Consider the following 14259-nt stretch of genomic DNA (forward strand, 5'->3'; position numbering starts at 1 on the left):
GGAAATCAAACTAATTATTTCTTTTCCCCTGCTTTACTGCTGGGGTAACCAGGAGAATCTATTCTTAAAAGCCTGTTTTAAAGCAGACAAATCGATCAATTTAGTGAATATCAACGACGTAAAATGTGTTGAATTCTTTATCAGTGAAGTAATTTGAGATGAGATTGCACCTGGGCGCAATTCTGCTGCTTCGTTTTTCATTTCAAGGAAATGGCGTCTCTTTTCTGTGCAGTCTCGTTGCCTGAGTTTGCATTTGATTCACGATGAAGAATTGCAAATGGGGTTTAAACTTTACCCAGAGTCAAATCAATAACACTTCTCACTTGAATTTGATTTCAGACAACGAACCCTGTCCAAGGAGCACTTCATGCATCACTTTCTGATTGAAAAGCTGTCTGAAAAGATCCCAATTGTCCGCAACGAACTCTGGAGTGTGTATGTGGATCATAAGCCACGCTTCACCGGCACACTTCAGGAATGTTGTCAATGGGTCGCAGCGACACAAAGCCAGCCGCGCGGTATTTTGAGCTCACTGTTCAGCAGCAGTTGAAGAACTGAAAACGTTTATCCCATCAGTAACCCTGCACTTCATCAGACCGGGCCTGCAGTAAGACTGATTTTATCTCGGAAATAAAATCTGCACTTCAGCAACGACACTTCAAGAAAACTGGCCGGAAAGGGGTATTCTGACATGTATCAGAAAACACTTCGCTTTAATCAGCAGACACCAGAGCATTTACCCATTGAGCTTGTCGCATTGGGAGACAAGCTGCGGGCGATCAAGCATCCCGAACAGCAGAACCTGCTCGAGAGTTATCATAAAGTCGTGAACTATTCCCGACAACGGGTCAAGATTGTCAACCTGATGTCGGATACTCTGGCCCAGTTGAGGCTGGATGTGAAATATCTGCTCTTTGATCTGGAGGTCACACAGTCGGAACGGGATTCCGCGATCGCCCAGTTAAAGGAACTGCAGTAACAGTTGGAAGGAACGATTCAGACTATCCTCTCGTCTAATTAATCCTGTTCAGGAATTTCAAGCTGATGTCAGGTCGACCGTTAATCTGGATCACAGGCATTGATATGCTTTTCTGTTCTGGGGAGGTATATCACTGCCCTGTGCGATCAGTATCAAACCATAAGAGTCTAAATACTTCTACTATTTTGGTTTGGACAACGCATCAACCCACCAACATGCGACTGGACACAAATATCGTACAGTCGTCAAAGGTGGACTGAATCGGTTGCAGAAAATGAAAGTCTTTTATTTCTCTGACTGAAAAACCGGATTGTAACGAGATACGTGGTAGAATTGTTTCGTATGTGAATCATGATGTCTGGTGCAGGTGTTAAGATGTATGCCAAAGACGAATTGTTGAATTCAGACAAAGACCGGCGACAACTTGCCCCGACTGTAACTTTGGATCTGTGCGTTTTATCCCAGGGTTACAGTCAACTCACCTTTACCGGAGATCAGATTCAACTGAGCTCTCTGTCCCAGAACTCCTCCAAGATTTTAGCTAAGCTGCAGTTAATGCAACGGATGTTAAAACCTTCTCTCATTCTCAAGCTCAGTAACATGATTCTATCCAGATGCGGCGCCCTGGTTTCATTTCAGAGACCAGCCGGAAACAGAAGGAACAGGGCCAGCAAAGATTGATCACGTTATGAACCATTTCACTGAGAAACCAGACCAGTCGTCTTTATCAGACCGGGATCGTTCCGATTTCAGCCTGAAAGCGCGACAGGTGTGTCTCATTCATCTCGGAAATGAATGCGGTGAATGTTCGAGTTTGAGAGCTAGAGAGTACACGAGACATGAAACACCAGTTAGATTTACCAACCGATTATGAGCCTCGCGTCTTCGTAGTCGATGACGACGAATCCGTGAGTGCCTCCATAGCCGAGCTCATCGGCAGCATGGGCTTCAGAGCGACTACCTATACGTCCGCTGAAGAATTTCTGTCTGATACCGATAATCGGATCTGTGGCTGTGTCATCGCAGACCTGCGTCTGATGGGGTGTAACGCCATCGAGATGCTGCGGAAGATGAAAGCAGCCGGCTATGAAATTCCGCTCATCATTCTTTCCGCCTTTGTGGATGTGACGACGACCGTTTCAGCCATGTCGGAGGGAGCCTTGACGGTTCTCGAAAAACCGTACGCCGAACAGGAACTCTGGGACCAGATCATAGCTGCGATCCTGCTGGACTCAGAGCAACGATTCGCCCGGCGCTGGCTGATGGAGTTTCACGAAAAAGAGCATCGCCTGACCGAGGGAGAAACCGAAGTCATGCGAATGCTGTTGAAGGGGCTTTCCAACAAAACCATCAGTCACCAGCTGGATCTGTCTGCTCGAACTGTGGTCATGCGGAGAAAGTCCATTCTCAACAAACTGGAAGTGGATAATGTGATTGATCTGGCCAAGCTGATTACCAAGGCACAGATCATTGAACAGCACCTGACGACGGATAATGTCGTCTCAGAGATCAAATGCCAGCTGCAGGAGTAGCGTCTGACGCGAGAACAGAGCACCACTCCTGCCGCTGACGGCCTGCTTCCTAGTCGTCAGTAACAGGTTCTTCCCCTTCCTTGATTTTGGGAGCAAACCAGGGATAGATTGCCGGCACCACCATGGATGTCAACAGGGTAGAGGTAATCAGACCTCCAATCACCACACTGGCCAGCGGACGCTGCATTTCGGCTCCGTCACTGGTCGAGAGCGCCATCGGCAGAAAGCCGAGGCTGGCCACCAGCGCCGTCATCAGAACGGGACGCAATCGTGCCATCGCAGCCTGAAAGGTCGCATCCTGCATCGGAACCCGCTGTTTAAGCCGCAGGTTTTCAGCCGCAGAGACCCATACCAGACCGTTCAATACCGCCACACCAAACAGCGCGATGAACCCGACCCCGGCAGAGATACTGAAAGGCATCTCACGTAATGCGAGCGCGTAAATTCCGCCGGAAGCTGCCATGGGAACCGCGAGAAAGATTAACAGCGCCAGTCGAACAGAACGAAACGTCGTATGCAGCAACAGGAAAATCAGCATCAGGACGATGGGGGTAATGATCACCAGACGCTTACTGGCTGACTGCAGGTTTTCAAAATCGCCTCCCCAGCGAATCTCGTAGCCATCGGGAAGTTGAACCTGCGTTTCCACAGCATGCTGGGCATTAGCGACGAAACTGGCCACGTCCACCCCTCTGACATTCGCCTGGATGAAGGTACGTCTGCGGTTAGATTCGTGTTCGACCGTGGGTGGAGTTTCTTCAAAAGTGATGTCTGCCAGCTCACGCAACGGAACCGGCTTTCCGGTGCCATCGGCGACAGGAATCTGTTCCAGCAGGCTCACCTGTTCCCGCCATTTTTGAGGAATACGGACGATAATCGGGAATCGGGCACGTCCTTCGAAGATCAAACCGATCGGATGACCTCCCAGTGAGGAGACAACGTCCATCACATCCCGGGCATCCATGCCGTAACGTGCCAGCGCATCCCAGCGGGGCTGGATGCTGATCGTGGGCAGGCTGGACTGGATATCGGCTTTGACATCCACAGCGCCAGGAACTTTTTTCAGAACCCGTTCGATTTCCTTGCCTTTGCTGCTTAGCACCTCCAGCTCATCGCCATAGAGCAGAACCGCGACGTCAGCCTTAACACCTGCCACGAGTTCATCCACGCGCATTTCGATCGGCTGGGTAAATCCGAATGCTACGCCAGGCACTTGAGAATTCAGCGCATCCGACATTTCTTCGATCAGTTCATCGCGAGTTTTCGGTTCGGGCCAGTCCAGCGGAGACTTGAGAATCACCCAGACGTCGGTCTGGTGGACCCCCATCACATCGTTAGCGATTTCGGGACGTCCGGTTTTACAGAAGACTGTTTTGACTTCAGGGAATTTGACCAGTACCTTCTCGATCTGAGTCGACATTTCCACGGAGCCTTCAATGGTGGCACTGGGGAGGCGAACGGCTTCGACCAGCAGGTCCCCTTCTTCGAGGCGAGGCATGAATTCCGCTCCCAGATTCCAGCCTACAGGCAGGCTGACCAGAAAGACCAGCAGTGCGATCGCCACGGTGAGAATGGGGCGACGAATCGTCCAACTGACCATGGGACGATAGATCCATTTCACCCAGCGGATGAGCCAGATTTCTTTCTCGGACATTTTCTTCGGCAGAGCCAGTGAAGCCAGGGCTGGCATCAGAGTCAGCGAGAGCACCAGTGATCCCGCCAGGGCGAACAACACCGTCAGTGCCATGGGACGGAACAGTTTTCCTTCCGTTCCCTGCAGGGCGAGAATCGGCAGATAGACGACGGCAATGATCAGTTCACCAAACATGGTTGGTTTCCGCACTTCAATGGCGGCATCCCGAATGACTTCCCGGAAGGGCTTGCCTGACTGATTCATCGAGAGTCGGCGAATACAGTTTTCGACCATGATCACGGAACTGTCGACGATCAAACCAAAGTCGATCGCCCCCAGACTCATCAGGCTGGCAGTAATGCCTGTCGCCGCCATCAGGTTGGTTGCGAACAGCATCGATAGAGGAATCGCCAGTGCCACGATCACACCGGCCCGGAAGCTCCCCAGCATGAAGAGCAGAACCACGATCACAAGGATGCCCCCCTCAATGAGGTTCGTGAGCACGGTTTTCAAAGTACGACTGATCAGAGCAGATCGGTCGTAGGTAATTTCCAGAGTGACTCCTTTAGGCAGACTTTTCTCAATATCTTCCAGACGTGCCTTGGAGGCAGTAACGACCTCGCGCGAGTTCTCACCGATCAACATCATTACCAGCCCGGTCACCGCTTCTCCACGTCCATCCCGGGTAACAGCCCCCTGGCGGGTCATCGGAGCAATTTTGACTTCGGCAATATCGCGTACCAGAATCGGCGTGCTGTTGGGATCGTGCTTGACGACCAGGTTTTCAATATCTTTCTCATTTTTCAGCAGCGCCTGCCCCCGAATGAATCGCTGTTCGTGATTGTGCACCACGTAACCGCCGCCGGCGATCATATTGTTATTTTCCAGCCGCTGAAAAAGCTGGGCCATGGAAATCCCATAGCTGTTCAATCGATCGGGATTGGGTTGGACTTCAAATGTCTTGTAGTACCCGCCGTGGGTGTTGATTTCGGTCACACCCTGCACTTCGCGCATACGGGGTGCGATCTCCCATTCCAGCAGGGTGCGGAGCTGCATGGGCGTGTAATCTGCACCGCGGACTTCAAACTGCAGAATCTCGCCCAAAGCTGTTGTCAGCGGGCCCAGTAAGGGAGTGCCGTAACCTGGAGGAATATCGGCAGCCGCGATTGCGATGCGTTCAGTCACCAGTTGCCGGGCCCAGTAGATGTCGGTTCCTTCTTCGAAGACAATGGTGACGACCGAGATGCCGAATTTGGATACACTGCGTACCTCTTCCACAGCGGGCAAGCCCCCCATGGCGATTTCGACCGGATAAGTCACATAGCGTTCGACTTCCACCGGCGACAGAAAACCGGCATCGGTGACGACCTGCACCTGCACGTTGGTCATGTCGGGAACAGCGTCGATGGGTAAGTGGATTGCGGAATAGATCCCCCCGGCTGCCATCAGTAAGGTCAGCACGAGAATGATAAACCGGTTCTCCAGCGAAAATTCAATCAGGCGGGACAGCATTCAGAAACTCCCTCAACGAAAAACTTAGATGGTAGATGAAAGTGTGATGAGCGCGGGAGTGTTATTCTTCCCGTTCCAGCAGCAGTTCGGACTTGAGGGTAAACGCCCCCTCATCCACAACCTGCTCACCTTCCGTAAGACCATTCTGAACTTCCACCCAGTCTTCTGTTTTCAAGCCCGACTGAATATCAACACGTCGAAATGAACGATCGGATGTTTTGACGAAGACAAATTCCTGTTGCGCGTCATCCAGAACTGCCCGGGCCGGGACTGTAATCACATCGGACTTCTGCTTGCCGGGAATCAGAACATGAACGAACATGCCGGGACGCAGTTTGCCATCCGGATTTTTGATCTCTGCGATCAACGGAACCGAATTGGTCACCGGTGAAACCGAACGTCCCAGGTAGTACAGTCGCGCCGGGAATGTCTCATCGGGATACGAATTGACTTTCACCTGCAGTTCCTGGCTGCCCGTCAGTGAAATCGCTGCCCAGTCTGATTCACGGATGTCGGCGGCCACCCAGAGAGTGTCGGTCTGGGCCAGTGTAAACAGTGCATCGGACCGATTCACCCGTTCGGACTTGCTGAAAGTACGGTCCTCAATGGTTCCACTGAAGGGGGCGATGACTTCCAGCCGGGAGAGCTTCTCTGCTGCTTTGAGCTCTTTACTACCGAGATTCACGGACGATCCCATCAGGGCTTCCAGGTTCTGACGACTGATGGTCATGCGATGTTCGGCATCGTTGACGCGTGCCTGTTCTCGATCGCGTTCCAGTTTGACATCGTAGATCGACTGTTCGCACAGAGATTTCAGATCGGCCCGTGCATCCTGCATTTCAGTTTCGCGCCGCTTCAGTGACTGCAGAGAAATTGCTCCTGATTTCGCCAGGGGAGCGGATTTCGAATTGATCATTTCAGCCAGCAGGTAGCGTGAATAAGCGGGGAGCAGTTGGGACCGGTAGTCTCCCAGTTTCTCGTTTGCAAACTCTTTTTCGATCTCCGGCATAGGCTGCTTACTGAGTAGAGCATCGACCAGTTTCTGCACATTGCTCTGAATTTCATTTTTCCAGCCGAACTGTTTCTGGGCCAGTTCGTACTCAGCTGTCCGCTGCAACAGGTCGGCTCGCGCGGTTCCAATTTCGGGACTGTTCAGGACTGCCAGCACCTGACCTTCCTTGACCTTATCTCCGGTTTTCACACGAACTTCCACCAGCACACCATCAGCGGGTGCTTTGACTGAAACATGTTTGCGGTCGTCATACTGCAACCGCCCGGGAACCATGCGAATCTGACTCAGTGGCTGTCGTTTCACAGGGGCCACAGTCAGTTGAATGTTTTTCATCTTCTCTTCAGAGAGGGCCACTTCCGAGGGCGCCTCCTCGTTTGCAGTTTCGACTGCAGAACCGATGTCAGGAGCAGTTGTTTCTGCCACTGTGTTTGACTGATTTTGTTTCCAGTAAATTCCGATCCCGGCGAACAGAATCAGAATGACCATGATGGTAATAACTCGCGATTTCATGAATTTTTCTCCCGAATCGTCGGAAATGAGAGAGGAGAATCATGCGCAGCGCAGTTTCAAACTGCATTCAACTGTGCATAACCCTGAGCGCAAAACGAAACTCGTTCACACAGGGAGCACAAACTCAGCAGCGCGAAACGCAGGTCAGGTCGCGAGGAGATCCCGTAGAGCAGGCCTGGGAGACAGGGGGACCATATTGCTGGTCACCAGTCCCGGCGGGGGTCATCCGGAGGGAGCAGGAGTTAGCGGAAAAGGCAGCACAAATCAGGAATTGTTCGACAGCACTCAGTGTCCCTGATTTCCCGGCAGAAGATGTGCTGGCGGTTTCGATGAGAATCAGTTGATTCTGCTGCGAGGGCAGGTTCTGTTTCAGCGGATCTTCGCTTTGCTCTCTGCCCAGATAAACGAAGTGCAGATGCCAGCCGGTTTCGGGTGATTCCAGACCATCGTGAAATTGATTCAGGTGAGCGGGCAGTTGTGCGCTGCTGCTCTCTGCGGCGGCATAAGCTTCGTGATTGTGCAGCCAGGGAAATGGCAAATTCCACAACGACAGCAGCAGGCAGGCACGGATCATAACACGTGCTGTCCAATGCAGTTGTGATTCATATTCGATGAATGTGGAATGAATTTGCACAGGTCGGAGCCCACTCAGGCATTAAAATACGAACAGGACTACAGGCGGGAAATTGTCCGTAAACAACTCTATGAGTATTATTTACCCCTACGTGTGAAAGTGTCAAGGACTTATTCCTGGAGACTTCCCAAGTTCTTTAACTCGACATCAGATCTCAGATAGAGCTGAGATTGTATCTCGCCGGTCTGTAGTTAAACGTTTCTGTATGTGGTCTCTGACCAGAGTCGGTGCCCTCCCAGGCATACTTGACGGTCTCATCCAGATGCGCATTCCTGTCCAGACTACCGGATCACACCTTGCCCTGGCCCCCTCTCAGTTACTAAACTGTGCCGCGAAAGCGCAATCCCTGACTGGGATTGAAACTCCTCAGCTAATTCGAATTGATTCAAAAAAGAAAATAGACGTCTCATGTTCTGTCGTTCTCGTTTGCGGACATCCTGCCTGCCTGTTGCCATCGTTCTGTTAGTGCTGACTGGATTTATCTCCAGTTCCTATTCCCAGGTGCCCAAGAAACCGGCTCCTGCCAATGGCAGCGACACCCCCACTACGACCGAAACCCCACAGATCACCAGTGAGTCGATCCAGAAACGGATCGACCAGATCAAAAATATCAAAGATCTGACGGAAGATAACCAGAAAAAAGCCGGGGACTTCTACAGCCAGGCACTGGCGAACCTCAAAAAAACAGAGGAACTCAAGGGGAATACTGCGCGCTACGAAGAAGATGCCAAGAATGCGATGCAGCGGTTGGAGCAGGTCAAGCAGCAGATTGACAACCTCAATAAACTACCCGCAGCTTCGTTTGATCACATGCAGGATTTGCCTAAGCTGCAGCAAACGCTGGTGGAAGAGGAAGCCAATCTTGAGCAGTTCAAACAGCAACAGTCCAACTGGGATGAACAGATTACCGGCCGAGTGAATCGGCAGAAAGAGATTCTGACCCGGATCGCAGAGATCGATAACAAGGTCAGCGATCTGGATAAACAGTTGGCGCTCCCCGCACCAGCGGACGAACCAGCTGTTGTGACTGACGCCCGCAAAACAGAGCTGAAGACGCGGATCAGTCTGTTGAAAACCGAAAAGCCGGCATTGAGAAGCGAGCTGAATTCCTATGAGGCTGAGGAAGCCGTTGGTTATCCCCGCGTCAGGCAGGACTTTCTGAAACTGCAGACTCAGAAGCAATCTGAAAAAGTAGAGGCCCTCAAGAAACAGATTGCCAAACGCCGCAACATCGAATCGGAAATGCGTGTACAGGAAGCCCGGGATGAAGTCTTCGCGACCAATCCGTTGCTGCAACCCCTGGCCGAAAAGAACCAGCAGTATGCCGAAGCCATTCAGGCCCTGAATCACAAAATTCAGTCGGCCGATCAGAAATACTCCCAGACCAGTAAAATACTGGATGAGCTCAAAAAGCAGTTTACCCAAACCAAGGAGAAAGAAACATCCATCGGTCTGACCGGACCGATTGGGTTACTCCTGCGAAACCAGCAGTCTTCCCTGCCCGATATAGAGACGCGGAAACTGAGCATCGAGAAGCGCGCCAAGGAAATCGACGAAGTTCACCTGCGGCTGTTTGAGCTGGATGATGAATGGTCAGAATTTCCCTCTGCTGAAACCGTCACAGACAACATCATCAAGGACAGCAAGCGAAAGCTGTCTGATATCGAAAAAGCGAATCTCAAGAGCATTGTCGAAGAAACACTGGGCAAACAGAAAGAATACCTGGATACGCTGATTCGCAGCAATAACGCGTATTTCAACAAACTGATGGACCTCGACGTTGCAGAAACGCAACTGGTCAAGCAGACGGAAGAATATGCAGATTACATCCAGGAACGTGTCTTCTGGATCAAAAGTTCGCCTCCGATCTCGTTTGCCGAAGCGAAACAGATTCCGAACTCCCTGAGCTGGTTACTTTCCCCCACACACTGGAAGCAGTTACTCGAAGCCATCCAGCAGGATATCATCACCAATCCCATCATCTACGTGACCGGGATTTTCTGTTTTATGAGCCTGCTTTATCTGGCTTATAATGTGCGACAGCAGTTGCGGATCATCAATAAGGAAATCATTCGCAGCAGTTTTCGCAAGTTTGGAATCACCGCGCGCGTCGCATTCCTGACCTTGTTCATCGCGATCGTCTGGCCGGGATTCATCTGGTTTTTCGCCTGGCGTCTGGGAAGTGGCCTCGAGACGCCCCCCTTTGTCAAAGCAGTGGATTCCAGCTTGCGGCAGGTCGCCTGGCTGCTGTTTTTCTGGGAATTGATCCGCCAGATCTGTCGTCCACTGGGACTGGGAGAATCGCACTTTGGCTGGTATAAGCAGACCGTGCTCTATGTCAGGAAAAATATTCGCTGGGTGATTCCCATCTCTGTTCCGCTCCTGTTTGTGACGCTGGTCCTGCATGGCAAAGAAGTCGATCGCACTCAGGATCTGCTGGAGCGGCTGTTCTTCGTCGCGTTACTGGTAACGTATACAATCTTTGCCCGCCGGGTATTCCATCCCCGCTCCGGTCTCTTCCAGTCGATTATGAACTACAATCAGGAAGTCTGGTATGACCGACTGAAATATCTGGTCTATTTCCTGGCGCTGGCCGTTCCCTGCGGCCTGATCATTTTATCTCTGATCGGCTTCTATTTTACGGCGATGAGCCTGTTCCATCTGATCTTCCTGACGCTCTGGCTCTTCCTGGGCGTGATCCTGTTCCGCGCGATCCTGTTGCGCTGGATCCTGATCCATCATCGCCAGTTAAGCCACAAGCTGAATCAGGAACGACTGGAAGCACTGCGTAAGGAGAACCAGGAATCCTCGACGCCCGAGTCCAACATTGCCGGGATTACAACCGAAGAAGAAAACCCGGCCGACCTGACGAAGATTTCCGCTCAGATCAAGCGACTGGTCAATGCATGTATGCTGGTGATTCTGCTGCTGGGTGCCTTCGGGATCTGGGGGGACGTAATGCCCGCCTTCAATCGTCTCGACTCGTTCAAGCTCTGGTCCACCCAGGTCCAGACCGAAGAGGAAGTCAAAGATGCCGACGGTAATGTCACAACGAAAGTCACAGAACGACTGGAACCGGTCACCTATCTGGATATCGCCCTGGCACTGATATATGCTCTGTTTGCCGTGATCGCCACCCGGAACATTCCGGGACTTTTGGAGTTCCTGGTGCTGCAAAGGCTCCCCCTGGACTCCTCTGTGAAATATGCGACGACAAGTCTGGCCCGCTACGTCGTGGCGTTGATCGGTATTTTTGTTGTCTTCAACGCACTCGGCCTGGGCTGGTCGAAACTGCAATGGCTGGCGACTGCCCTGACCTTCGGCCTAGGTTTTGGTCTGCAGGAAATCTTCGCCAACTTTGTTTCGGGTTTGATTCTGCTGATCGAGCGGCCGATTCGAGTGGGTGATATTATCACCGTGGATGAGATTACGGGCATCGTTTCTCGAATCCGCATGCGTGCGACCACCATTACCAACTGGGACCGCAAGGAATACATCGTACCCAACCGGGACTTCATTACCGGCAAACTCCTGAACTGGACCCTGACCGATTCTGTCAACCGTGTGACCATTACCGTCGGGGTCGCCTACGGTACCGATACGAACCAGGCCACCGATCTGGCTATGAAGATTCTGATGGATCATCCACAGATCCTGGAGGATCCAGCTCCGAGTATCACCTTTGAATCATTCGGCGACAGTACGCTGAATCTGATCCTGAGAGCCTACCTGCCTGACCTTGATAACAGGCTGCTGGCGATTCACCAGATTCATACCGCCATCCACGAGCAGTTCAATGCCGCCGACATTGAAATCGCCTTCCCACAACGGGACGTGCATCTGTTCTACGGTGATAAACCGGTGATGATTCCTCCGCCGGAATTACCGGGTCCTGAAACCACTGAGAACACGGAAACCAGCTGATCGGTTTCAGAAGTCTGACAATTCCCGAATGACGAAGTTCCCCTTAATGGTCGCGGCAACCTTGCCGTTGACCATTACCTGGGGGTTAAGTTCTATCCGGGCTCTGCCTTTCCGTTGCAGAGACGCCAGGAATGTTTCCCATACGGGCTCCTCCGGGAACAGGCAGGTCCCTTCAAAGTCGGCCTCGATGGGGCGCTGGAACTCGATTTCGCTTTTGTGAATCACGATTTTATATCTGCGTTCAGAACTATGCAGACGCAGATGGATCAGCGTCCAGCCGGCCAGGATTCCGAGACTGGCAATGCTGCCTCCAAAGGCGGTCTCCTGGTGATTCAGGTTCGGCTTCAACCGGGCCGTTAGTCGCAGGCGATCCGGTTCAGGAGGCATGACTTCCAGCTGCATGGCGCGGGTGATTGGAATATGCTCATGCAAATAAACGGTCACTTCCTCAGCATCATAGTCAAGCATACTTCCCGTTCCTGATTAAACGTCACGTCAGTCAGGAACATGTTGACGCATCCTCTCCGAAAAGACAAGTGGCTGAAAATACACATCCACTCTGGCTGAAGTGCAGATCCTTATTCCGGCATCGGCAGTGGTGGCAGAAATTCGGGTCCTTCCAGAGCCGGTGGCGTGGACTTCTGCTGCGGAGCAGGAAACACCGGTGCGGTCTTGCGAGACGGCTTCCAGTCGGAATCGCGCTCTGGCTGACGTGGCTGGAGCGGTTGGGACCGCTGCGGTGTCCGGTTGGCAGGAAACTCAGATTGCAGGTCTGAATCGGTTCCCGGCACCGGCGCCGGAAACGTCCGTTTCCCCGGCACCGAAACAGGAGGTGCATAATGAGCCTGTAACTGTCGAATTGAAAACTGCATCCCCTGCAAGGTTCCGTAGACTTCATTGAGACTCTGTTCCGGAATCATCTGGTAAGGAAATCCCTGACAGCGAAAACAGGGATCCGGGTACCCGTTACCGCCATAGAAGACATATCCGTTCGGTCCGGTCGGCTTGATTACCGGACTGGTCAAGACCGGTAACCGGGCCGATTTCAGCGTCTGCTCCAGATCCGTAACCAGCAGTTCCAGATCGACCAATGCCTGATCCATCCCCTGGACCGGTGCCTTCAGAATGATCATCCGCTGAATATCATCCGCCAGCGCATGAATCTCACGTGCCTTCGAATAGTACACGCGCTGCCCACGAATCCCCTGAAACCGACTGCGGATCTCCCTGCAGAGCTGAAACGAATCACGATTCAACTGGCTTCCCAACACTTCCGGCCCCGGCGACTGGGCATACAGGCCCCTCTCCTGCATGAACCACAGTCCCAGTAAGAGAACGATCAGGCCGAATTGTCTGGTGCGCTGAAACATCGTGATTCTCCTTCGCTCAGATGCCAGAGAGTCTGATCCCCTGGCATACTCCTGCATCAATCAGTGTGCGTGCCTCAAGAAGGTCGCAAACCATGTTCCAGAATGAGCTGAGAAGCTTCAGAACTGCAGTAACTCTTGAATTATCAGGGTTTTAATCAAACCCGTTTCTTTGAGAGCTCATCACAGCCGCTACCAGCTGACGACAGAGTGGCGCGGTTTCGATGACAATCGCCACAAATTGATTCAGACGGCTGGCTGCGCGATTGATAAAATGGCTCTGCGCAGACACAATCAGTGCTGTAAATCAATAACTCATAACTCTTTTAGCGTTTTCATACTGAATCGACGGTAATCTCATGGCTCTCACAACTCGTACCTTCGGTCCTCTCAGCTGCCAGATCTATGATCAACTTCCCGCTGAGACGAAACCTCAAATCATCGCGGTCGTCTCACACGGATTTGGTGCCCCCGGCGACGACCTGGTTCCCCTGGGTCCGGAAATTCTTCGACAGAATGCGGAACTCGCGGACAAAGTTCAATTCGTCTTTCCCGCAGCCCCCCTCTCTCTGATTGAGATGGGAATCCCCGGTGGACGTGCCTGGTGGATGCTGGATGTCGCCGCTTTGAATGAAGCAATCGCAACCGGAAAAATCCGGGATCAGCGCGGTCAGACTCCAGATGGACTGCTGGAAGCGGGTCAACAGTATCGTGCGATGCTCGATGCACTGCTGCAGGAAACAGGCGTCCCACTGTCTCAGTGTGTGCTTGCCGGGTTTTCACAGGGTTCCATGGTATCCACTGAAGTGGCTCTGCAGTTACCCGAGCCCCCAGCCGCACTGGCGATCTGGTCAGGCACTCTGCTTTGTGAAGAACGCTGGGGTGCCCTGGCGGATCAATCAGCCCGGTTTCCGGTTCAGCAGAGTCATGGCACTCAGGACCCGATTCTGCCTTTCGATGGGGCGATCTGGCTGAAAGAGCTGCTGGAACAACGGGATTATGCGGTCGATTTCACGGAATTCGTGGGTCCCCACACCATCCCACAGCCCGCACTGGACAAATTCGGCAGTCTACTTGCTGATCTGACGAGCAGTCTTTGAGTGAAGATCAGGTTAATCCGCGGAAACCCTTTATTTGTCAAGGCCTTGTATTGAGA

At 52.3% G+C, this 14259-nt stretch carries 10 protein-coding genes; 5 read left to right on the forward strand and 5 right to left on the reverse strand.

All coding sequences use genetic code 11. From position 1 onward, the window contains the following. The first annotated feature begins 367 nt into the window (after positions 1-367). The 3 genes from HG66A1_RS16560 to HG66A1_RS16570 all read left to right on the forward strand — a co-directional run bounded on the left by HG66A1_RS16560 (position 368) and on the right by HG66A1_RS16570 (position 2511). The gene (locus HG66A1_RS16560) at positions 368-550 is read left to right on the forward strand and encodes a hypothetical protein (RefSeq protein WP_145186207.1); all 183 of its coding nucleotides are present in this window, start codon (positions 368-370) and stop codon (positions 548-550) included. A gap of 141 nt (positions 551-691) precedes the next feature. Then, positions 692-979 (forward strand): transcriptional regulator, encoded by a 288-nt coding sequence (locus HG66A1_RS16565; RefSeq protein WP_145041565.1) that lies wholly within the window; start codon positions 692-694, stop codon positions 977-979. Between the two features lie 839 nt (positions 980-1818). After that, entirely contained in the window at positions 1819-2511 is a 693-nt protein-coding gene (locus HG66A1_RS16570) for a response regulator transcription factor (RefSeq protein ID WP_145186210.1), read from the forward strand. 49 nt (positions 2512-2560) lie between these two features. Here the strand turns inward: HG66A1_RS16570 and HG66A1_RS16575 are convergent, their stop codons facing one another. The 3 genes from HG66A1_RS16575 to HG66A1_RS16585 form a co-directional block, all read right to left on the reverse strand. Beyond that, the gene (locus HG66A1_RS16575; protein ID WP_145186213.1) at positions 2561-5656 is read right to left on the reverse strand and encodes an efflux RND transporter permease subunit; all 3096 of its coding nucleotides are present in this window, start codon (positions 5654-5656) and stop codon (positions 2561-2563) included. A 61-nt stretch (positions 5657-5717) separates the two neighbouring features. Next, positions 5718-7178: an efflux RND transporter periplasmic adaptor subunit gene (locus tag HG66A1_RS16580; protein WP_145186216.1), complete on the reverse strand. Its 1461-nt coding sequence runs from the start codon at positions 7176-7178 to the stop codon at positions 5718-5720. Positions 7179-7302: 124 nt separating this feature from the next. Further along, positions 7303-7752 (reverse strand): hypothetical protein, encoded by a 450-nt coding sequence (locus HG66A1_RS16585; protein WP_145186219.1) that lies wholly within the window; start codon positions 7750-7752, stop codon positions 7303-7305. Positions 7753-8220: 468 nt separating this feature from the next. Between HG66A1_RS16585 and HG66A1_RS16590 the strand changes: the two genes are divergently transcribed. Next, on the forward strand, positions 8221-11736 hold the full coding sequence (locus tag HG66A1_RS16590; RefSeq protein ID WP_145186222.1) for a mechanosensitive ion channel domain-containing protein: 3516 nt from the start codon (positions 8221-8223) through the stop codon (positions 11734-11736). A gap of 6 nt (positions 11737-11742) precedes the next feature. Here the strand turns inward: HG66A1_RS16590 and HG66A1_RS16595 are convergent, their stop codons facing one another. Together HG66A1_RS16595 and HG66A1_RS16600 are read right to left on the reverse strand one after the other, a co-directional pair. Beyond that, the gene (locus tag HG66A1_RS16595; RefSeq protein ID WP_145186225.1) at positions 11743-12204 is read right to left on the reverse strand and encodes a YiiD C-terminal domain-containing protein; all 462 of its coding nucleotides are present in this window, start codon (positions 12202-12204) and stop codon (positions 11743-11745) included. Positions 12205-12314: 110 nt separating this feature from the next. Continuing rightward, the gene (locus HG66A1_RS16600) at positions 12315-13106 is read right to left on the reverse strand and encodes a hypothetical protein (RefSeq protein WP_145186228.1); all 792 of its coding nucleotides are present in this window, start codon (positions 13104-13106) and stop codon (positions 12315-12317) included. Between the two features lie 356 nt (positions 13107-13462). On the opposite strand from HG66A1_RS16600, the gene HG66A1_RS16605 reads away from it, so the two are divergent. Beyond that, positions 13463-14203 (forward strand): alpha/beta hydrolase, encoded by a 741-nt coding sequence (locus tag HG66A1_RS16605; protein ID WP_145186231.1) that lies wholly within the window; start codon positions 13463-13465, stop codon positions 14201-14203. Positions 14204-14259: the final 56 nt, after the last annotated feature.

This window comes from Gimesia chilikensis (assembly GCF_007744075.1).
Classification (GTDB): domain Bacteria; phylum Planctomycetota; class Planctomycetia; order Planctomycetales; family Planctomycetaceae; genus Gimesia; species Gimesia chilikensis_A.

What these genes read in the sequence shown, in the direction of transcription:
- HG66A1_RS16585 (WP_145186219.1), bottom strand. Translation starts at nt 7,752, where the DNA reads ATGATCCGTGCCTGCCTGCTGCTGTCGTTGTGGAATTTGCCATTTCCC.
- HG66A1_RS16600 (WP_145186228.1), bottom strand. Translation starts at nt 13,106, where the DNA reads ATGTTTCAGCGCACCAGACAATTCGGCCTGATCGTTCTCTTACTGGGA.
- HG66A1_RS16570 (WP_145186210.1), top strand. Translation starts at nt 1,819, where the DNA reads ATGAAACACCAGTTAGATTTACCAACCGATTATGAGCCTCGCGTCTTC.
- HG66A1_RS16605 (WP_145186231.1), top strand. Translation starts at nt 13,463, where the DNA reads ATGGCTCTCACAACTCGTACCTTCGGTCCTCTCAGCTGCCAGATCTAT.
- HG66A1_RS16590 (WP_145186222.1), top strand. Translation starts at nt 8,221, where the DNA reads ATGTTCTGTCGTTCTCGTTTGCGGACATCCTGCCTGCCTGTTGCCATC.
- HG66A1_RS16595 (WP_145186225.1), bottom strand. Translation starts at nt 12,204, where the DNA reads ATGCTTGACTATGATGCTGAGGAAGTGACCGTTTATTTGCATGAGCAT.
- HG66A1_RS16565 (WP_145041565.1), top strand. Translation starts at nt 692, where the DNA reads ATGTATCAGAAAACACTTCGCTTTAATCAGCAGACACCAGAGCATTTA.
- HG66A1_RS16575 (WP_145186213.1), bottom strand. Translation starts at nt 5,656, where the DNA reads ATGCTGTCCCGCCTGATTGAATTTTCGCTGGAGAACCGGTTTATCATT.
- HG66A1_RS16580 (WP_145186216.1), bottom strand. Translation starts at nt 7,178, where the DNA reads ATGAAATCGCGAGTTATTACCATCATGGTCATTCTGATTCTGTTCGCC.
- HG66A1_RS16560 (WP_145186207.1), top strand. Translation starts at nt 368, where the DNA reads ATGCATCACTTTCTGATTGAAAAGCTGTCTGAAAAGATCCCAATTGTC.